Below are 18,733 nucleotides of genomic sequence, written 5' to 3' on the forward strand. Positions count from 1 at the left end.
GCCAGCAATTTAGAGGTTGGATCGCGTCGTCGCTTCGCTCTTCGCGATGACGGATGAGGTAGAGGACAGTTAGACGATGGCGTCGAAGAACAGACTGAGCCCGATCCCGCATCCGCCGACCAAGCCTGTGGTCGGCAACATGCTGTCGCTGGATTCGACGGCGCCGGTGCAAAATCTGGCGCGGCTTGCCAAGGAACTGGGACCGATTTTCTGGCTCGACATGATGGGTGCGCCGATCGTGATCGTGTCCGGCCATGACCTCGTCGACGAACTCAGCGACGAGAAGCGGTTTGACAAGGCGGTGCGTGGGCCATTGCGCCGCGTGCGCGCGATCGCGGGCGACGGCCTGTTCACAGCCGACACGTCAGAACCGAACTGGAGCAAGGCGCACAACATCCTTCTGCAGCCGTTCGGCAACCGCGCCATGCAGTCGTACCACCCGAGCATGGTGGATATCGCCGAACAGCTCGTGAAGAAATGGGAGCGGCTAAACGCCGACGACGAGATCGACGTCGTGCACGACATGACGGCGCTAACGCTCGATACCATCGGGCTATGCGGCTTCGACTATCGCTTCAACTCGTTCTACCGGCGCGACTATCACCCCTTCGTCGAGTCGCTGGTCCGTTCGCTTGAAACCATCATGATGATCCGCGGCCTGCCGCTGGAAAATTTCTGGATGCAGAAGCGGCGGCGAGACCTCGCCGCTGACGTCCACTTCATGAACAGGATGGTGGACGAGATCGTCGCCGAGCGGCGCAAGAACACGGCTGCGACTGATGACAAGAAGGACATGCTGGCCGCGATGATGACCGGCGTCGACCGCGTCACCGGCACGCAGCTTGACGACGTCAACATCCGCTACCAGATCAACACCTTCCTGATCGCGGGCCACGAGACTACGAGCGGCCTGTTGTCCTGCACGATCTATGCGCTGTTGAAACATCCCGAGGTGCTGAAGAAGGCCTATGAAGAGGTCGACCGCGTGCTCGGGCCGGATATCAACGTCAGGCCCACCTATCAGCAGGTGCACCAGCTCACCTACATCACGCAAGTGTTGAAAGAAGCGCTGCGGATGTGGCCGCCGGCGCCGGCCTATGGCATTTCGCCGCTGAACGACGAGACGATCGGCGGAAAGTACAAGCTCAGGAAGAACACCTTCATTACCGTGCTGGTGCTGGCGCTGCATCGCGACCCCTCCGTGTGGGGGCCGCATCCCGATGTGTTCGATCCGGAGAACTTTTCGCGCGAAGCCGAAGCCCGGCGGCCTGCGAACGCCTGGAAGCCGTTCGGTAATGGCCAGCGGGCCTGCATCGGCCGCGGCTTTGCGATGCATGAGGCCGCGCTCGCGATCGGCATGATCCTGCAGCGCTTCAAGCTGATCGATGTGCACCGCTATCAGATGCACCTGAAGGAAACGCTGACCATCAAGCCTGACGGGTTCAAGATCAAGGTGCGGCCGCGCGACGACAGGGAGCGTGGCGCGTTTGCTGGTGAGGTATCCGCGTCGCCGACTACGACAGCGCCGAAAAGGCCTGTTCCCCAGACGCGCCCCAGCCACAATACGCCGATGCTCGTGCTGTACGGCTCCAATCTCGGCACCGCCGAGGAGCTCGCGACGCGCATGGCCGACCTTGCCGAAGTCAATGGTTTCAAAACGACACTCGGCCCGCTCGATGATTACGTCGGCAAGCTGCCGGAGGAAGGCGGCGTCCTGATCATCTGCGCGTCCTACAACGGCGCTGCGCCGGACAACGCGACGCAATTCGTCAAGTGGCTCGGCAGCGATCTCCCGAACAATGCCTTTGCCAAGGTGCGCTACGCGGTGTTCGGCTGCGGCAACAGCGACTGGGCCGCGACCTATCAATCGGTGCCGCGCTTCATCGACGAGCAGCTGACCACGCACGGCGCGCGCGCCGTCTATCGGCGCGGCGAAGGCGATGCGCGCGGCGATCTCGACGGACAGTTCCAGAAATGGTTCCCGGCGGCTGCGCAGGTTGCGACCAAGGAATTCGGCATCGACTGGAATTTCACCCGCACTGCCGAAGACGAGCCGCTTTATGCGATTGAGCCGGTGGCGCCATCGGCCGTCAACACCATCGTGGCGCAGGGCGGCGCCGTGCCGATGAAAGTGCTGGCGAACAGCGAGTTGCAGAACAAGTCGGGCGCGAGCCCATCGGACCGGTCGACCCGGCATATCGAGGTGCAATTGCCGGCCGGCGCGACTTATCGCGTCGGCGATCACTTGAGCGTCGTGCCGCGCAACGACCCGACATTGGTCGATGCTGTTGCGCGCCGGTTCGGATTCCTCCCCGCCGACCAGATCCGCTTGCAGGTCGCGGAAGGCCGCCGCGCACAATTGCCGGTCGGCGATGCCATATCGGTCGGCCGGCTGCTCACGGAATTCGTCGAGTTGCAGCAGGTCGCAACCCGCAAGCAGATCCAGACCATGTCCGAGCACACGCGTTGCCCCGTCACCAAGCCGAAGCTCGCGGCTTTCACAGCCGACGACGAGGCGTCCGCGCAGCACTACCGCCTAGAGGTGTTCGACAAACGCAAGTCGTTGTTCGATTTGCTTGAGGAACATCCGGCCTGCGAGCTGCCGTTCCATATCTATCTCGAGATGCTCTCGCTGCTGGCGCCGCGCTATTACTCGATCTCGTCGTCGCCATCGACGGATCCCACACGTTGCAGCGTGACTGTCGGCGTGGTGGAAGCGCCCGCAACTTCCGGACGCGGCATCTACAAGGGCGTCTGTTCGAACTATCTGGCGCGACGGCGCACCGGCGACACCGTTCATGCGACGTTGCGCGAGACCAAGGCGGGCTTCCGTCTCCCGGCGGATTCGGGAGTGCCGGTGATCATGATCGGCCCTGGCACGGGCCTGGCGCCCTTCCGCGGCTTTCTGCAGGAGCGCGCGGCGCTGAAAGCGAAGGGCGCTGCCCTTGGTCCTGCGATGCTGTTCTTCGGCTGCCGCCATCCGGAACAGGATTATCTCTACGCTGACGAGTTGAAGGCTTTTGAGGCCGATGGCATCACCGAGCTGTACACCGCGTTTTCGCGCGGCGACGGGCCCAAGACCTATGTGCAGAATCTGATCGCGGCCGAGAAGGATCGCGTCTGGGCGCTGATCGAGCAGGGCGCGATCGTCTATGTCTGCGGCGACGGCAGCAAGATGGAGCCCGACGTCAAGGCCACGCTGATGGCGATCTATCGCGACAAGAGTGGCAGCGATGCAAATAGCGCGGCGCGCTGGATCGACGATCTCGGGACGAAGAACCGCTACGTGCTTGACGTATGGGCGGGCGGCTGAGGCGCTAGCCTCGCGGCGGCGGCAGCTTCTCGAACGCCGGCAGCCCTTCCGGGATCATGTGGAACGCCTGCTTGTCGCAGGTGTAGATCGCCGATTGCGGGTTGCCGTACAGCGCGGGATCGTCGAACGTGCCGGCTTTCAGGATCACCGCCGGCAGTCCCGGCCGTAGCGTCGTCAGATGCGTACCGCAGCTGGGGCAGAATTCACGTGTGACAGGGCTCTCGAGGTCGCTGCGGCTGAATTTTTTCGGAGAACCCTTGCTGTAGCTGAAGCCCTTGACGGGCATCAGCATGAAGAAATTGGGGCCGCCGCCGGAGATGTACTGGCATTCCCGGCAGTGGCATTGCCCCTTGAACATCGGGTCGCCCTCGGCAACGTAACGCACCTCTCCGCAATAGCATCCGCCTTCCAGCTTCATGGGCTACTCCTGTCACCTAATGGGTGGTCTTCACTGATGCGCCATGCGCATGCTTGTCGATTGCATCGATCATCTGCGGCCACATCGGAATCGGCAGCGCGTGACCCATGCGTTCGATCATCATCAGTTTTGCGCCGGGAATCGAAGCGGCGGTGTCCTTGCCGCCGGCGGGATGCACCAGCGGGTCGACGGTGCCGTGAATGACGAGCGTCGGCGTTTTCACCGTGCGCAGCCGTTCCTTGCGGCTGCCGGAGGCGAGAATGGCGCGCATCTGGCGGCCGACGCCGGCGGGATTGAGACCGCGGGCAAAGGTGCGTTCGGCGAGTGCGCGATCGCGCGCTTCGTCCTCGGGGAACGAGCCTACGCGCAAAATCTTCCAGGTCTGGCCGAAACGGGTGAGATATTCCTCTTTCGACTTTGGCGGCGGTGCCATCAAGATGGCCATGGCCTCCTTCGTCGGGCCGGGAATTTTGGGGTTGCCGGTCGTCGACATGATCGAGGTCAACGATCGCAGCCGCTGCGGAAACGAGATCGCGATCTCCTGGGCGATCATGCCGCCCATGGAAGCGCCGACCAGGTGCGCCGAGGCGATGCCGAGCGTATCCATCAAGCCGACGGTATCTTCCGCCATGTCGCGCAGCCGGTAGGGCGCTTTGACCGGGATTTTCAGAAGCCGCAGCTTGAGCAACTCAAGAGCGCCGAGCGGCTTGCCGCCGGAAAGCTTGCTGGACTGGCCGATATCACGATTGTCAAAACGGATGACGTAAAAGCCGCGCGCGGCAAGCTGGCGGCAGAAATCGTCGTACCAGAGAACCATCTGGGCGCCCAATCCCATGATCAGGATCAGCGGTTCCGCGGCTGGGTCGCCAAAGGTCTCGTAGCAGAGCTCGATACCGTTGGTGCGCGCCATCTGCGGCGGCTGGTGGGCGGAGAGGTTCACCTGGCGTTTCCTTGTCGAATGGTTTGGGAGCATTCCGCAACGTCATTTTATGACATGCTTTTTCGCGCTGCAGAAGGCTTTGCATTTAATTGGCCGAGCGCGGTTGACCGTTTTCGCACAACGGTGTCGTATGAGAGGGATCATTGCGGCGACTTTCCCGTTTCACGGAATAAGGCCGCTGATTTGCCGACGTAACCGACGTTGATGTCGCGGTCATGCTGGAGAACGCCGATGGCAGACAAGAGCAACGATCCGGTCGCACTTTGGCAGAACATGATCGGCGAAATGGAAAAGGGATTTAACGCCTTCGCCAATCAGGCGATGGCGTCTCCGGAATTCAGCAAGGTCGTCAATCAGGTCGGCGGGGCGACGGCGGGCGCGCAAAAGCAGCTTGGCGAGCTGATGGAGAAATATCTTGTCTCGATGAACATGCCGAGCCGATCCCAGATGGTCGGCATGGCCGAGCGGTTGCAATCGATCGAAGGCCAGCTCAACGAGATCAAGGCGATGCTGCATCAGATGCAAAGCGCATCGGGTGGTGCTGCGGGCGGATCTTCGCAAGCGCCACGGCCGCCGCGCACCAAGCGGCCGCCGCCCCCTGCTGGCGGAGAGCCCAAATGAAGCCGGCTTCCGCTCCGGATCTTGCAGGTTTCGACCTGGCTTCGATCCCGGAGCGGATTCAGTCCGAGGTTCAGCGCGCGATCCAGCGCAGCATCAAGGGCGTCGAATATATCTCGACATCGGGACCCTCGCTCGGTTCGACACCCAAGGACATTCTCTCGACCCGCGGCACGATGAATCTCTATCACTATCGGCCGATTGCAGATGAAATCTACCGCGTGCCGATCCTGATTGTGATGGCGACGACCAATCGCGGTTACATCCTCGACATGGTGCCTGGCCAGAGCTTCATCGAATTTCTTCTCAAGCGCGGTTACGACGTTTACATGCTGGACTGGACCGCGCCGAAGCCCGAAGAGAAAAACCTTCGGATGGAGGACTACGTCCTCGACTTCATTCCGGATTGCGTCCGCCACGTTCAGCAGGACTCGGGCGAGAATGATGTCACCGTGATCGGCTACTGCTTCGGCGGCGTGCTGTCGCTGCTTTACGGCTCGATCTTTGCCAATGGGCCGATGAAAAACCTGATTTGTTTCACCACGCCGATCGATTTCCGCGGGATGAAGCTGTTCCAGAATTTTTCCGACCGCCGCTACTTCGACGTCGATCGCCTCGTCGACAACATCGGCAACGTGCCGCCGGAGATGATCCTCTCATCCTTCGAGATGTTGCGCCCGGCCTCGCGTGCGGCGAGCCAGGTGCAATTGTGGGAAAATATCTGGAACGACGAGTTCGTGAAGTCGTACCGGATGTTCGACCGCTGGGCGACCGATACGCTGCCGCTCGCGGGCGAATACTTTCGCGCCATCACCAAGGACCTGATGTGGGACAACAAGCTCTTTAACGACACCATGACGGTCGGCGGGCGGAAGGCCAACATTGCTGACATCAAGGTGCCGATCCTGCATGCGGTCGCCGAACACGACCACATTGTTCCCTACGAGGCCGCGAGGCCGCTGATCGAGAAGATCGGCTCGGCCGACAAGGAAGAGGTGATCCTCAAGGGCGGCCATGTCAGCCTGGTCGCAGGCGCCAACGCCGTCCGCCGCCTCTGGCCCAAACTGGATTCCTGGCTTTGCGAGAGATCGACATGAGTGAGACACGTTCCTATCCGCGCCGGGTCAACACGGAGGCCGGTGAAATCGAATTCGATCTGATGCGGCGTGCCGACGAAGCCGCCGTGCTCGCCTTCGCAAAGGCGTTGCCGACCCACGACCTGTTGTTCCTGCCGCGCAATATCAGCCAGCCGAAGGTGCTGTCGGCCTGGATCAACGAGATCGAGGCCGGCGATATCGTAAGCCTCCTGGCGCGCAAAGGCGGCGCCGTGGTCGGCTGCGGCACGCTGGTGAAGGATTCCCGTTCCTGGTCGCCCCATGTCGGGGAAATCCGGATGGTGGTCTCGCTCGACGTGCGCGGGCAGAGGGTCGGCCGGGCGCTGTCGCAAGAGACCTTTGCGCTGGCGCTGAGCTCTGGCCTCGAAAAACTGTCGGTGCAGATGACGGTCGATCAGCGGGCGGCCATTGCGCTGTTCGAGAGCCTGGGCTTCAAGGCCGAAGCGCTCCTGAGGGACCATGTCCGGGACGCAGCCGGCCAAAAACACGACATTGTCGTGCTTGGGCACAATGTGGCGCAGGTTCGGGCACAGCTCGAGGCCTATGGCCTTCCGGGAGCCGTTATGCCCTCCTGAAGGGCGCTAATTCGCTGTTTTCATAAGCAAATTGCTAAATTATTCCGCATATCACTAATTTGTGATATCGCGATGCAACATCCATATTGCATCGCACCATTAACCGTGTCATATAGAGGTCACCCCGGGCCAAACGGACGGGGCGAGCCCATAGCTCAAACCCTGAGGATGAGGAGAACCCCCAATGACCACCGAGACCAACACCGTGTTCACCAGCTTCAAAGAAGCCTTCGCGCCCGTGACCGAAGCCTTCAAGAACTTCCAGAACCTGGAAGTGCCGGAGGCTGCCCGTGAATTCGTCAAGAAGCAGGCTGAGACCGCCAAGGAGCGCGCCGCCGACTTCTACGCCGGTTCGGAGAAGGCTTCTGAAGTGATCGAGTCCGCCGTTACCGGTTCGGTCAGCGAAGTCGCCAAGATCGGCCGCAACATCCAGCAGGCGATGTACCAGGACGCCGAGACCTTCTTCGCCGGCATCGACAAGCTCGCTTCTGCGAAGTCGATCAACGAGGCTGTCCAGATCCAGTCGGACCTGCTCCGCGCTCATGGCGAGACGATCGTTTCGCGCGCCAAGGCTTCGACCGAGTATTTCGGCAAGCTCGTCACCGAAGGTGCGAAGAACGCGCAGGACAACTTCGCCAAGGTCTACAACAAGACTGCCTGATCGCTCTCTTTTTAGTAGCGTAGTGTTCTTCGAAGGCTCGCTTTGGCGGGCCTTCTTTTTTGCGCTGCACGGTATGGCCGCTAAGCGGGGTTTCCCGGTTGTGCAAGGGGGCTTACGTCCTGAATTTTCCAGCTTCTTTGTGACGGCGGCTATTGTCCGGTCACGCTGCAGCAGCTTGAATGAGAGAATCAGGTCCATAGCTCCTAAGGTTGGAGCTTGAAGGGAGATCCGATGTCCGCGACCGCCCAAACGCTGCGCCCGCCGTCCAGAACCCTGATGTTTCTTGAGGGGCGGGCGATCCACGAGTTTGGTGCGTTTCTCGGCGCCTTGCCGCTCTTGAGCCTGGCACCGCGCGGCGACGGGCATCCGGTGCTTGTGCTTCCTGGTCTCGTCGCTTCCGATGTTTCCACCCGGCCGCTGCGCAGCTTTCTGAAGAACAAGGGTTACGCCGTCAGCGGCTGGCGGCAGGGCCGCAACCTCGGCCTGCGCCATGGAGTGCAGGACGCGATGGTCGATCTCGTACGCGACCTCAGCGAAACGCATGGACGCAAGATCAGCCTGGTCGGCTGGAGCCTTGGCGGCCTTTATGCGCGCCAGCTCGCCAAGATGATGCCCGATCGCGTCCGCAGCGTGATCACGCTCGGCAGCCCGTTTGCCGGTCACCCCAAGGCCACCAACGCCTGGCGCGTCTATGAGATGGCGAGCGGTCGCCGGGCCGATGAAGACCATCGTTTTGGCGGCGCGCTATCGGAGCCGCCGCCGGTGCCAACCACGGCGATCTTCAGCCGAACCGACGGCATCTGCGCCTGGCAGGGCTGCAAGGAAAAGGCGTCGCCGATTGCCGAGAGCATCGAGGTCGAAAGCAGCCATTGTGGCATGGGCCATCATCCGGCCGTCGTTTATGCGGTCGCCGATCGCCTGGCCCAGGCTGAAGGCGAGTGGGCGCCGTTCGACCGCTCGGGCTGGCGCAGCCTCGTCTATCCCGATCCGAACCGGTAGCGACTGTCTCCGGATTTTCGAGAATCCGCAAAACGCGCTATGCGTTGCGCATGTCGCAGCCGCTTGCCCGCATCGTCGATCAGCTCAAGCGCGAGCCCTCGCGCACCGGTTCGATCGTCATCACCGTGTTTGGCGATGCGATCGTCCCGCGTGGCGGCTCTGTCTGGCTAGGGACGCTGCTGCAATTCTTCGAAGCGATCGATATCGACGGCAGCGTGGTGCGCACCGCGATGTCGCGGCTGGCGGCCGATGGCTGGCTGGAGCGCGAGAAGGCCGGCCGCAACAGCTTCTATCGTCTGGCGCCAAGCGGCCGCCGGACGTTCGAGGCAGCGACGCGGCACATCTATGATCCGCCGCCATCCGACTGGAGCGGGCGGTTCGAACTGCTTTTGATCGGCAAGGCAGCCGATCGCGACGCCTCGCGCGACGCCCTGCGAAATGCCGGCTTCGGCAGCCCGGTACCGGGTGTCTGGGTCGCGCTCTCGGGCGTCGAGATCCCGGAGGAGGCCGCATCCGCAATCCGGCTCGAAGTCTCGGCGGAGGATGAAAGCGGCCGGCGTCTCTTGTCCGAGAGCTGGCCGCTCGATCGCACAGCCGATGCCTACCTGAAGTTCATCAAGGCGTTCGAGCCGTTTAGCGCCTGGCTTGGCCGTCGTGCGCGGTTATCGGAGCTTGAAGCTTTCACCGCGCGGATTCTGCTGATCCATCATTACAGGCGCGTGGTGCTGCGCGATCCCTTGCTGCCGCTCGCTTTGCTGCCCAAGAACTGGCCGGGACACGCGGCGCGAGAGCTGTGCGGTAAAATCTATCGCGCGGTACTGCCAGCGTCCGAGCAATGGCTCGACCATCACGGCCAGAGCGAAAGCGGCGCCCTGCCGTCGGCGGCTGCGGAACTGGCACGGCGGTTCCGCGATTGATATGTTACAGAAAAGTGTTGCTGTCTGATTATTTTGTTATATATATTGCAGCTACAACAACTCCGGAGACGGGCGCATGTACACCCAAGCGCTCAATAGCTCAGACGGTGAGGGACGGATCGTCGAGGATGCCGCGCGCGAGGCGCAGTTTCAGGCTCGGATCGATGCCGAAGAGCGGATCGAGCCGAATGACTGGATGCCATCAGCCTATCGCAAGACGCTGACGCGGCAGATTTCGCAGCACGCGCATTCCGAAATCGTCGGCATGCTGCCGGAAGGCAACTGGATCACGCGCGCGCCGTCGCTGCGCCGCAAGGCCGCGCTGCTCGCCAAGGTTCAGGACGAATGCGGCCACGGCCTTTACCTCTATGCCGCCGCCGAAACGCTCGGCTCGTCCCGCGAAGAACTCGTCGACCAGATGCTGGCCGGCAAGGCCAAATATTCCTCGATCTTCAATTACCCGACGCTGACCTGGGCGGATATCGGCGTGATCGGCTGGCTGGTCGATGGCGCCGCGATCATGAACCAGATTCCGCTGTGCCGTTGCTCGTATGGTCCCTATGCGCGCGCGATGATCCGCGTGTGCAAGGAAGAATCCTTTCATCAGCGTCAGGGCTACGAGATCATGCTGACGTTGTCGCGCGGCTCGGAAGAGCAGAAGGCGATGGCGCAGGATGCGCTTGATCGCTGGTGGTGGCCGGTGCTGATGATGTTTGGGCCGCCTGATGCTGCGAGCCAGCACAGCGATACCTCGACGAAATGGAAGATCAAGCGCTTTTCCAACGATGAGCTGCGCCAGAAGTTCGTCGATGCCACAGTGCCGCAAGCGCAATATCTCGGCCTTAAGATCCCCGATCCCGGCATGACGCTCAATGAGGCGACCGGCCATTGGGACCACAGCGCGATCGACTGGACCGAGTTCAAGCAGGTGCTTGCCGGCAACGGTCCCTGCAACCGCGACCGGATGGCGGCGCGGCGCAAGGCGCACGACGAGGGCGCCTGGGTACGCGAGGCCGCTGCGGCCTATGCGGAAAAGCGCCGGCAACGCGTTATGGCTCAAGCAGCGGAATAAGGAGGTTTCATCATGGCCACACCGAACACGCCGCTGTGGGAAGTCTTCATCCGCAGCCGCAATGGGCTCGCGCACAAACATGTCGGATCGCTGCATGCGACCGATGCGACGCTGGCGCTGCAGGCCGCGCGCGACGTCTACACCCGCCGCGGCGAGGGTCTATCGATCTGGGTGGTGCCGTCGAGCGCGATTACCGCATCCGATCCGGCCGAGAAGGGCATGATGTTCGAACCGGCGGAATCGAAGATCTACCGTCATCCGACCTTTTACGAGGTGCCCGACGAAGTCGGGCATATGTGAATTTCAACTCCTCATGGTGAGGAGGCGCGAAGCGCCGTCTCGAACCATGAGGCCCCGAAAAGTGCTCTTGTCCCATCCTTCGAGACGCCTGCTGCGCAGGCTCCTCGGGATGAGGTCAACCGAAGTGGATGCAGTTCAAGGCCATGGTCGTCGCTGCCAACATAGAAGTCCTCGAAACTCCGCTGGTGCTGTATGCGCTGCGCCGCGCCGACGATGCATTGATCCTTGGGCATCGCCTGTCGGAATGGTGCGGACACGCACCGATGCTCGAGGAAGATATGGCGCTCGCCAATATGGGCCTGGATCTCCTGGGGCAAGCGCGCGAGCTTTATTCCTACGCGGCGCAAACCGAAGGCAAGGGCAACGACGAGGACAAGTTCGCATATCTGCGCGATGTCAGGCAGTACCGCAATCTCCTTCTGGTCGAACAGCCGAACGGCGATTTTGCCCGCACCATTGTGCGGCAATTTTTCTATGCGGCATTCGCCGATCTCTACTGGCGCGCGATGACGAAATCTTCCGATGCGACGCTGGCGGCGATTGCCGCAAAGTCGGAAAAGGAAAGCGCCTATCACTTGCGGCACGCGTCGGAATGGGTGATCCGGCTCGGCGACGGCACGGCCGAGAGCCACGCTCGCGCGCAAGCCGCCGTCGACGACCTCTGGTCCTTTACGGCGGAGATGTTCGATGCCGACGACAGCGAACGCGCGCTGATCGAATCCGGCGTTGCGGTCGACCCGGCGACGTTGCGTGCACAATGGCTGAAGACCGTTTCGTTGGTTGCAAGTGAAGCAACGCTTGCGTTGCCGAGCGCCGAATGGATGCAAAAGGGCGGGCGTAGCGGCCGCCACAGCGAGCATCTCGGCCATCTCCTCAGCGAACTGCAATCGATGCAGCGAACCTTTCCGGGTGCGTCATGGTGATCGACGCGATCTCCAATGCGCTAACGAAACAGCGCGCCTGGGACGCCGTGGCCGGGGTTGTTGACCCCGAAATTCCGGTGCTGACCATCGCCGACCTCGGCGTGTTGCGTGACGTTACCCTGAATGATGGCCGCGTCGAGGTCACGATCACGCCGACCTATTCGGGCTGTCCCGCGATGAACATGATCGCGCTTGAAATCGAGCTGGCGCTGGAACGTGCAGGTTTTCGCGGTTCGAAAATCCGCACGATGTTGTCGCCGGCCTGGACCACCGACTGGATGAGCGACGACGGCCGCCGCAAGTTGCGCGACTATGGTATTGCGCCGCCGATCGCCTCAACCTCCCGTCGCGCGCTGTTCGGTGTGGAGCAGGTCCCGTGTCCGCAATGCGGTTCCGGCGACACCGAATTGCTCTCGGAATTTGGTTCGACCTCCTGCAAGGCGCTATGGCGCTGCAAGAGCTGTCGCGAGCCTTTCGACTATTTCAAGTGTCATTGATCATGCTGCCGTCATTGCGAGCGAAGCGAAGCAATCCAGAAACGAAGGAAGTGCTGGATCGCTTCGTCGCTTTGCTCCTCGCGATGACGGAGAGAGCTCTCTGATGTCCACCCCGCGCTTTCATCGTCTGGCTGTCAAGGATTTGCGCCGCGAAACCGCTGACGCGGTCTCGCTGACCTTTGCGATTCCCGATGCGCTCAAGGACGCTTATCGCTTTTCGCCCGGCCAATATCTGACGTTGCGAACGACGATGGATGGCGAAGAGGTGCGCCGTTCGTACTCGATCTGCTCCGGGCCTGATGATGGCGAAATGCGCATCGCCGTGAAGAAGGTCGACGGTGGCGCGTTCTCGAGCTGGGCGGCGGATGAACTGAAGAGCGGCGATGAGATCGACGTCATGATGCCGACCGGACGCTTTGGAATCGCGCCTGCGCCGGAAGCCGCGCGCATCCATGTCGGCTTTGCCGCCGGCTCCGGCATCACGCCGATCCTCTCGATCGTCAAGGGCGTGCTCGCGCGCGAGCCGAACAGCCGGTTCTTTTTGTTCTACGGCAACCGCTCGACCACCAGCATGTTATTCCGCGAAGCGCTCGAACAGCTCAAGGATCGCTTCATTGAGCGGCTCTCGGTGTTTCACGTTATTTCGGGCGAAGAGCAGGATATTCCGATCCTCGATGGGCGGCTGGACGGCGAGAAGGTGCGGGTGCTTTTGCGTTCGCTGGTGCCCGCGGCCAGCGTCGATCACGTCTTCATCTGCGGTCCGACCGGGATGAGCGAGGAGATCGAGGCGACCTGTCGCGAAATTGGCATTCCCGAAGACCGCATCCACATCGAGCGCTTTGTGTCCGGTCTTGGCGGCAAGCCGCGGCCGAAAGCCGTTGTGCCGGCAAGTGCGCCGCCGAAGGCATTCGCCGCGCTCATCATCGACGGCAAGCGCCGCGAGGTGCCGGTCGCCGACGGCGAGGCCATTCTCGATGCGGCGTTGCGCGCCGGCGTCGATCTGCCGTTCGCCTGCAAGGGCGGCATGTGCTCGACTTGCCGCGCCAGGCTGGTCGAGGGCGATGCTCGGATGGAATTAAATTACTCGCTCGAGCCATGGGAGCTCGAGAAAGGGTTTATCCTGACCTGCCAGGCGAGGCCCGTCACTGACCGCGTCGTGGTGGATTATGACCATGTCTGAAGTTCGGCTTTCACCTGACGAACTCGCCCGAGCCTGCGCGGAGGCGATGTGGCGCGAGGACGACGCCAGCAAGGGTCTCGGCATGAAGATCCTCGAAGTCAGCGCCGGTCAGGCAACGCTGTCGATGACGGTCGGCCCGCACATGGTCAACGGCCAGCGCATTGCGCATGGCGGCTTCATCTTCACGCTGGCCGATTCCGCCTTTGCCTTTGCTTGCAACACCTACAACGAGCGCGTTGTCGCGGCGCAAGGCAGCATCACCTTTATCCGGCCGGCCAGTCTCGGCGATTTCCTGGTCGCACGGGCGCGCGAAGTATCGCGCAACGGCCGTTCGGGTATCTACGACGTCAGGGTCACGGCGGGCGAGGTGGTGATCGCGGAATTTCGCGGTCATTCCCGTAGCATCAGCGGGACGTGGTTGCCGGAGGCCTGAGAAGGCTCCCAACAAGAACAAAAACAACGTTGCGAAAATATAGCCCCGAGGAAACGCGCGATGGCTTCGAGCAAGCTTCGACTGGGATCAGGTGGTTACGTTCCCGAGATGGATGACGCGGAGCGCGCATCGCGGGACGAGATCATGGCGTTACAGACCCGGCGACTGGCCTGGTCGCTCGCCCACGCCTACGACAACGTCGCGCATTACAAGAAAGCGTTCGACAAGGCCGGTGTTCACCCGTCCGATTTCAAGGCGCTTTCCGACCTCGCCAAATTTCCCTTCACTGTGAAGACCGACCTTCGCGACAACTATCCGTTCGACATGTTTGCGGTGCCCCGCGAACAGCTGGTCCGTGTCCACGCATCGTCAGGTACGACGGGCAAGCCGATCGTGGTCGGGTATACGAGGGCCGATATCGACACCTGGTCGACGGTGATGGCCCGCTCGATCCGTGCCGCCGGCGGCCGCAGTGGCATGATCATCCACAATGCCTATGGCTACGGCCTGTTCACCGGCGGGCTCGGTGCGCATTACGGCGCCGAGCAACTCGGCTGTACGGTCGTGCCGGTGTCCGGTGGCATGACCGAGCGGCAGGTGCAGCTTATCAACGATTTCAAACCGGACATCATCACGGTCACGCCGAGCTACATGCTGGCGATCCTCGACGAGTTCAAGCGCAGGGGATTGGACCCGCGCCAGTCCTCACTGAAGATCGGCATTTTCGGCGCCGAGCCCTGGACGAATGCGATGCGGGCCGAGATCGAGGCCGCCTTCGACATGCACGCGACGGACATTTACGGGCTGTCGGAAGTGATTGGCCCCGGCGTCGCGCAGGAGTGCCTGGAAACCAAGGATGGTCTGCACATTTGGGAGGATCATTTCTATCCCGAGGTGATCGATCCCGAGACCGGCGCCGTCCTGCCGGACGGAGAACGCGGCGAACTGGTCTTCACCTCGCTGACCAAGGAAGCCTTTCCGATCGTTCGTTACCGCACGCGTGACCTGACTCGGCTTTTGCCCGGCACGGCGCGTCCGGGGATGCGGCGCATGGAAAAGGTCACCGGGCGCTCCGATGACATGATCATCCTGCGCGGGGTGAATCTGTTCCCGACCCAGATCGAGGAGGTGCTGCTGGCGACCGACTGGTGCGGCGGCCATTTCATTCTGGAATTGACCCGTGAAGGGCGTCTCGACGAAATGACGGTCCTTGCCGAGGCGCGCCAGGAGCGTTGGGACGGGGCAGGTCTCACCACGGAGGCCGAACGGGTCAGTCTCTATATCAAGAACACGATCGGGGTGACGGCCCAGGTCAAGGTTGTCGCCCCGGAGACGCTGGAACGCTCGCTCGGCAAGGCGAAGCGTGTTTACGACAAGCGGCCAAAAGGGTAACTGCTGTTTCTCCGAGATATCTGAGAAACGGAACACTTCATGTCGACTGCCCAATCCGGCCCCAATCTTGCCGTTGAGGCGCGCTGCGTCCGGCTGAACGCCAAGGCGGACACTCCGGCAGAGGTGGCCCCGGTTGTCGAGATGCAGCCGTTGTCGCGTGGCGAAGGTCAGGTGCTGCTTGAGGTCAAGGCCGCCGCCGTCAATCCTTCCGACATCAAGGCTGCCACCGGCTTGATGCCTTACGCGGTGTTTCCGCGTACCTCGGGCCGCGATTACGCCGGTGTCGTGATCGACGGCCCGGCTGGCATGATCGGCCGCGAAGTGTTCGGCTCGTCCGGCGATCTCGGGATCCGCCGTGACGGCACTCACGCGACGCACCTGGTCGTCGAGGCCGATGCGGTCGTGGACAAGCCGAAGAACCTGTCGTGGGCCGAGGCGGCCGGCATTGGCGTGCCCTTTGTCACCGCAATCGAGGGCTTTCGCCGCGCGGGGCTTCCGGAAAGACACGAGACCGTGCTGGTGTTTGGCGTCACCGGCAAGGTCGGACAGGCCGCCGTGCAGATTGCGAGCTGGCGCGGCGCGCGCGTGATCGGCGTGGCGCGCAAGAACGAGGCTTACGCCGGATACAGCAACGGGCCGGTCGAGATGATCGACGTTTCGACGACCGACGTGGCGGCGCGCGTTCGCGAGCTGACGGACGGCAAGGGCGCCAGCATCGTGTTCAATACCGTCGGCGATCCATACTTCGAAGCGGCGCACAAGTCGCTCGCTCTGCGCGGGCGGCAGATTCTGATCGCGGCCATCGACCGCATCGTGCAGTTCAATATCCTCGAATTCTATCGTGGCCAGCACACCTATGTCGGCATCGATTCACTCGGCCTGTCGTCGGTCGCAACCGGCGCCGTGCTTCGCGAACTGGTTCCCGGCTTCCTCAGCGGACACCTCAAGCCATTCCCGATCAAGCCAACCGCGATCTATCCGCTGGAAGATGCAAAGTCCGCGTTCATCGCTGTCGCCGGCTCTTCGCGCGACCGCGTCATCCTGCGGCCATAGGCGACGGCAGTGCCAGCGGATTTCAACATCGTCGTCGGCGCGGGTCTCCTGATCGGCCTCGCCTATGGCATCGTTGGGCTTTTGAGCGGCTTTTGTCTGTTGAGCAGCCTGCGCGGCTGGTGGGCGGAAGGTGACACGCGGCTGATCCGCACCTTTGCGCTTGCGCTCGCGGTGGCGCTGATCGCAACGCAGGGCCTCGCGGTCTACGGCGCGGTCGATCTTTCGAAGTCGGTCTATCTCCAGCCGTCATTTTCCGTGCCATTGATGTTCGTCGGCGGGCTTATGTTCGGCTACGGCATGGTGCTCGCGAACGGTTGCGGCTCGCGCGCGCTGGTGCTGCTCGGGCGCGGCAATCTGCGTTCGTTCGTCGTCGTGATCGTGCTCGGCATCACGGCGCAGATGACGCTGAGGGGATTGATTGCGCCGATCCGCATGCCCCTGTTGCAGTCGACGCTGACCAGGCCGGCTCATCTGTCCTTGCCGGAGCTTTTGCCGGCGATCGGTGGCGGGATGACAGCGCGCCTGGCGGTCGCTTTGGCAATTTCGGTCGCGCTTGCGATTTTTGCCTTCGCGCATGAGCCATTCCGGCGGGCGCGTGGTCAGGTCGCGGCGGGGATTGCGGTTGGCTTGCTGGTGACGGCCGGCTGGTTTGCGACCGGCTATCTCGGCGCGGATGAATTCAATCCGGCCGCTGTGACCTCGCTCACCTTTATCGCTCCCGTCGTCGACACCGTGCAGTATGTGATGCTGTCGACCGGGCTGACGCTCAATTTCAGCATCGTCATGGTTTTTGGCGTGTTCGCCGGCAGTCTGCTCACGGCGCTGGCCACGCGCCGCTTCTATCTCGAAGGCTTTGTCTCGCCACAGCACATGCTGCGTTCGATCGCAGGCGCCGCGCTGATGGGAACAGGCGGTGCGATGGCGCTGGGCTGCTCGATCGGGCAGGGTCTGACCGGAATTTCGACGCTCGCGCTCTCGTCCTTCGTGGCGGTCGCCGGGATCCTGCTCGGCACCGCCGGAGGACTGCGCGGCGTGCTTCGCGTGCCACTGCTGAAAATTCCGGACGCTCGACGCTGAATTCAGTCGGCAGCGCTGGTCAATATGCGCACCTCTGAAGTCAGCGTGCGATGAACTGGGCACTTGTCAGCGATTTCAATCAGCTTCTTGCGTTGTTCGGCGTCGAGCGGACCTTCCATGGCGATCACCCGTTCGATCTGGTCAAGCATGCCAGACTTGGTTTCGCACTCGGCGCAATCCTCCGCATGAATCTTGCTGTGCCGGAGCGTCACCGTGGTTCGTTGCAGCGGCAGTGACTTGCGGTCGGCATAGAGCCGCATGGTCATGGAGGTGCAGGCGCCGAGACCGGCGAGCAGGAAGTCGTAGGGCGCAAGTCCGGTGTCGTCGCCGCCGGAGGTCGAGGGTTCGTCCGCGAGCAATTGATGCGGGCCGACAGTGACCATCTGTTGGAACTTGCCGTTGCGGGTTTCGCGAACCACGACCTCGCGCGGGGCTTTGCTTTCATCGGCATCTTCGTTCGGCTTCGCGGCCTCGAGGTAGCGCGAGGCCCACGCCGCGATGACGTCGGCGGCATAGGCGGAGTCGCGCCGATCGCTCAGGAGATGGTCCGCGTCCGCCAGCGACACGAAGCTCTTGGGATGCTTGGCGGTCACAAAAATGCGGGTCGCATTGTCGATGCCGACGGTATCGTCGGTCGGTGCGTGCATGACGAGCAGCGCCTTGTGCAATTGGGCGATGTGCTGCATCAGGCTGTGCTCGGCGACGTCGTCGAGGAACGCACGCTTGATCGTGAAGGGGCGGCCGGCGAGCGATACCTCGGCTTCGCCGTCTCGGCGAATTTTCTCGATCGAACCGGAAAACATGCCGGTGACGTGGGATGGATCGGACGGCGCGGCGATGGTCACGACTGCTTTCGCGTCGGGAATCTGACGCGCCGCCGCCAAGACGGCAGCGCCGCCGAGGCTGTGACCGATCAGGAGAGCCGGCGCCGCATGGGTTTTGCGCAGGTGATCGGCGGCGCGCACGAGATCGGCGACGTTGGAGGAAAAGGTCGAATTGGCGAAGTCGCCTTCGCTCGAACCAAGGCCGGTGAAATCGAACCGCAACACCGCGAAGCCCTTTGCGGCGAGCGCAACCGCAATCCGCTTTGCCGCCAGCACGTCCTTGCCGCAGGTAAAGCAATGGGCGAACAGCGCATAGGCGTGGGCTGGCCCGTCCGGCGTGTCCAGGGTGGCCGCAAGTAGCTGGCCCTCCGAACCCGGAAATTGAAATCGTTCGGTGGGCATGGGCGTCTCCGTGTTTTTTGGAGC

At 62.4% G+C, this 18,733-nt stretch carries 19 protein-coding genes; 16 read left to right on the forward strand and 3 right to left on the reverse strand.

Annotation, left to right across the window (positions count from 1 at the left end; translation table 11 throughout):
- Nucleotides 1–76: 76 nt before the first annotated feature.
- Nucleotides 77–3,313, forward strand: coding sequence for a bifunctional cytochrome P450/NADPH--P450 reductase (locus tag VFB05_RS08585; protein WP_325011025.1), 3,237 nt, complete (start codon nucleotides 77–79; stop codon nucleotides 3,311–3,313).
- A 4-nt stretch (nucleotides 3,314–3,317) separates the two neighbouring features.
- Here VFB05_RS08585 and VFB05_RS08590 read toward each other — a convergent pair whose 3' ends face one another.
- On the reverse strand, nucleotides 3,318–3,731 hold the full coding sequence (locus VFB05_RS08590) for a GFA family protein (protein ID WP_325011027.1): 414 nt from the start codon (nucleotides 3,729–3,731) through the stop codon (nucleotides 3,318–3,320).
- A gap of 16 nt (nucleotides 3,732–3,747) precedes the next feature.
- The gene (locus VFB05_RS08595) at nucleotides 3,748–4,671 is read right to left on the reverse strand and encodes an alpha/beta hydrolase (RefSeq protein ID WP_325011029.1); all 924 of its coding nucleotides are present in this window, start codon (nucleotides 4,669–4,671) and stop codon (nucleotides 3,748–3,750) included.
- A gap of 231 nt (nucleotides 4,672–4,902) precedes the next feature.
- On the opposite strand from VFB05_RS08595, the gene VFB05_RS08600 reads away from it, so the two are divergent.
- The 15 genes from VFB05_RS08600 (at nucleotide 4,903) to VFB05_RS08670 (ending at nucleotide 17,483) form a co-directional block, all read left to right on the forward strand.
- Nucleotides 4,903–5,292, forward strand: coding sequence for a poly(R)-hydroxyalkanoic acid synthase subunit PhaE (locus VFB05_RS08600; RefSeq protein ID WP_325011032.1), 390 nt, complete (start codon nucleotides 4,903–4,905; stop codon nucleotides 5,290–5,292).
- A complete protein-coding gene (locus VFB05_RS08605) occupies nucleotides 5,289–6,386 on the forward strand; it encodes an alpha/beta fold hydrolase (RefSeq protein ID WP_325011034.1) in 1,098 nt (365 codons plus the stop codon). Before VFB05_RS08600 ends, VFB05_RS08605 begins: the two co-directional genes overlap by 4 nt.
- The gene (locus tag VFB05_RS08610; RefSeq protein WP_325011036.1) at nucleotides 6,383–6,979 is read left to right on the forward strand and encodes a GNAT family N-acetyltransferase; all 597 of its coding nucleotides are present in this window, start codon (nucleotides 6,383–6,385) and stop codon (nucleotides 6,977–6,979) included. The genes VFB05_RS08605 and VFB05_RS08610 overlap by 4 nt, the downstream gene beginning before the upstream one ends.
- Before the next feature lie 184 nt (nucleotides 6,980–7,163).
- Complete coding sequence (locus VFB05_RS08615; protein ID WP_325011038.1) at nucleotides 7,164–7,640, forward strand: phasin; 477 nt, start codon at nucleotides 7,164–7,166, stop codon at nucleotides 7,638–7,640.
- 231 nt (nucleotides 7,641–7,871) lie between these two features.
- Nucleotides 7,872–8,639 carry an esterase/lipase family protein gene (locus VFB05_RS08620; protein WP_325011040.1) on the forward strand — a complete coding sequence of 256 codons (768 nt, stop codon included), beginning with the start codon at nucleotides 7,872–7,874 and terminating at the stop codon, nucleotides 8,637–8,639.
- A gap of 50 nt (nucleotides 8,640–8,689) precedes the next feature.
- Complete coding sequence (gene paaX / locus VFB05_RS08625; protein ID WP_325011042.1) at nucleotides 8,690–9,556, forward strand: phenylacetic acid degradation operon negative regulatory protein PaaX; 867 nt, start codon at nucleotides 8,690–8,692, stop codon at nucleotides 9,554–9,556.
- A 76-nt stretch (nucleotides 9,557–9,632) separates the two neighbouring features.
- Entirely contained in the window at nucleotides 9,633–10,628 is a 996-nt protein-coding gene (paaA, locus tag VFB05_RS08630; protein WP_325011045.1) for a 1,2-phenylacetyl-CoA epoxidase subunit PaaA, read from the forward strand.
- A 12-nt stretch (nucleotides 10,629–10,640) separates the two neighbouring features.
- The gene (gene paaB / locus VFB05_RS08635; protein ID WP_325011047.1) at nucleotides 10,641–10,928 is read left to right on the forward strand and encodes a 1,2-phenylacetyl-CoA epoxidase subunit PaaB; all 288 of its coding nucleotides are present in this window, start codon (nucleotides 10,641–10,643) and stop codon (nucleotides 10,926–10,928) included.
- Between the two features lie 128 nt (nucleotides 10,929–11,056).
- Nucleotides 11,057–11,851, forward strand: coding sequence for a 1,2-phenylacetyl-CoA epoxidase subunit PaaC (gene paaC / locus VFB05_RS08640; protein WP_325011049.1), 795 nt, complete (start codon nucleotides 11,057–11,059; stop codon nucleotides 11,849–11,851).
- Nucleotides 11,845–12,348, forward strand: coding sequence for a 1,2-phenylacetyl-CoA epoxidase subunit PaaD (paaD, locus tag VFB05_RS08645; RefSeq protein WP_325011051.1), 504 nt, complete (start codon nucleotides 11,845–11,847; stop codon nucleotides 12,346–12,348). The genes paaC and paaD overlap by 7 nt, the downstream gene beginning before the upstream one ends.
- A 103-nt stretch (nucleotides 12,349–12,451) precedes the next feature.
- Nucleotides 12,452–13,528, forward strand: a complete 1,077-nt coding sequence (gene paaE, locus VFB05_RS08650) for a 1,2-phenylacetyl-CoA epoxidase subunit PaaE (RefSeq protein WP_325011054.1) — start codon at nucleotides 12,452–12,454, stop codon at nucleotides 13,526–13,528.
- Entirely contained in the window at nucleotides 13,521–13,961 is a 441-nt protein-coding gene (gene paaI, locus VFB05_RS08655; protein WP_325011056.1) for a hydroxyphenylacetyl-CoA thioesterase PaaI, read from the forward strand. The genes paaE and paaI overlap by 8 nt, the downstream gene beginning before the upstream one ends.
- 60 nt (nucleotides 13,962–14,021) lie before the next feature.
- Nucleotides 14,022–15,353, forward strand: a complete 1,332-nt coding sequence (gene paaK, locus VFB05_RS08660; protein WP_325011057.1) for a phenylacetate--CoA ligase PaaK — start codon at nucleotides 14,022–14,024, stop codon at nucleotides 15,351–15,353.
- 39 nt (nucleotides 15,354–15,392) lie between these two features.
- Entirely contained in the window at nucleotides 15,393–16,406 is a 1,014-nt protein-coding gene (locus VFB05_RS08665; RefSeq protein WP_325011060.1) for a zinc-binding alcohol dehydrogenase family protein, read from the forward strand.
- A 9-nt stretch (nucleotides 16,407–16,415) separates the two neighbouring features.
- The gene (locus VFB05_RS08670; protein ID WP_325011062.1) at nucleotides 16,416–17,483 is read left to right on the forward strand and encodes a YeeE/YedE family protein; all 1,068 of its coding nucleotides are present in this window, start codon (nucleotides 16,416–16,418) and stop codon (nucleotides 17,481–17,483) included.
- A 2-nt stretch (nucleotides 17,484–17,485) separates the two neighbouring features.
- On the opposite strand, the gene VFB05_RS08675 is transcribed toward VFB05_RS08670, so the two are convergent.
- Nucleotides 17,486–18,709 carry a bifunctional alpha/beta hydrolase/OsmC family protein gene (locus VFB05_RS08675; RefSeq protein ID WP_325011064.1) on the reverse strand — a complete coding sequence of 408 codons (1,224 nt, stop codon included), beginning with the start codon at nucleotides 18,707–18,709 and terminating at the stop codon, nucleotides 17,486–17,488.
- Nucleotides 18,710–18,733 lie beyond the last annotated feature (24 nt).

This window comes from Bradyrhizobium sp., assembly GCF_035652035.1.
GTDB lineage: Bacteria > Pseudomonadota > Alphaproteobacteria > Rhizobiales > Xanthobacteraceae > Bradyrhizobium.

Excerpts from the sequence above, each read along its gene's own strand:
- VFB05_RS08585 (WP_325011025.1), top strand. The coding sequence starts at position 77 with ATGGCGTCGAAGAACAGACTGAGCCCGATCCCGCATCCGCCGACCAAG.
- VFB05_RS08590 (WP_325011027.1), bottom strand. The coding sequence starts at position 3,731 with ATGAAGCTGGAAGGCGGATGCTATTGCGGAGAGGTGCGTTACGTTGCC.
- VFB05_RS08600 (WP_325011032.1), top strand. The coding sequence starts at position 4,903 with ATGGCAGACAAGAGCAACGATCCGGTCGCACTTTGGCAGAACATGATC.
- VFB05_RS08605 (WP_325011034.1), top strand. The coding sequence starts at position 5,289 with ATGAAGCCGGCTTCCGCTCCGGATCTTGCAGGTTTCGACCTGGCTTCG.
- VFB05_RS08610 (WP_325011036.1), top strand. The coding sequence starts at position 6,383 with ATGAGTGAGACACGTTCCTATCCGCGCCGGGTCAACACGGAGGCCGGT.
- VFB05_RS08615 (WP_325011038.1), top strand. The coding sequence starts at position 7,164 with ATGACCACCGAGACCAACACCGTGTTCACCAGCTTCAAAGAAGCCTTC.
- VFB05_RS08620 (WP_325011040.1), top strand. The coding sequence starts at position 7,872 with ATGTCCGCGACCGCCCAAACGCTGCGCCCGCCGTCCAGAACCCTGATG.
- paaX (WP_325011042.1), top strand. The coding sequence starts at position 8,690 with ATGTCGCAGCCGCTTGCCCGCATCGTCGATCAGCTCAAGCGCGAGCCC.
- paaA (WP_325011045.1), top strand. The coding sequence starts at position 9,633 with ATGTACACCCAAGCGCTCAATAGCTCAGACGGTGAGGGACGGATCGTC.
- paaB (WP_325011047.1), top strand. The coding sequence starts at position 10,641 with ATGGCCACACCGAACACGCCGCTGTGGGAAGTCTTCATCCGCAGCCGC.
- paaC (WP_325011049.1), top strand. The coding sequence starts at position 11,057 with ATGCAGTTCAAGGCCATGGTCGTCGCTGCCAACATAGAAGTCCTCGAA.
- paaD (WP_325011051.1), top strand. The coding sequence starts at position 11,845 with ATGGTGATCGACGCGATCTCCAATGCGCTAACGAAACAGCGCGCCTGG.
- paaE (WP_325011054.1), top strand. The coding sequence starts at position 12,452 with ATGTCCACCCCGCGCTTTCATCGTCTGGCTGTCAAGGATTTGCGCCGC.
- paaI (WP_325011056.1), top strand. The coding sequence starts at position 13,521 with ATGTCTGAAGTTCGGCTTTCACCTGACGAACTCGCCCGAGCCTGCGCG.
- paaK (WP_325011057.1), top strand. The coding sequence starts at position 14,022 with ATGGCTTCGAGCAAGCTTCGACTGGGATCAGGTGGTTACGTTCCCGAG.
- VFB05_RS08665 (WP_325011060.1), top strand. The coding sequence starts at position 15,393 with ATGTCGACTGCCCAATCCGGCCCCAATCTTGCCGTTGAGGCGCGCTGC.
- VFB05_RS08675 (WP_325011064.1), bottom strand. The coding sequence starts at position 18,709 with ATGCCCACCGAACGATTTCAATTTCCGGGTTCGGAGGGCCAGCTACTT.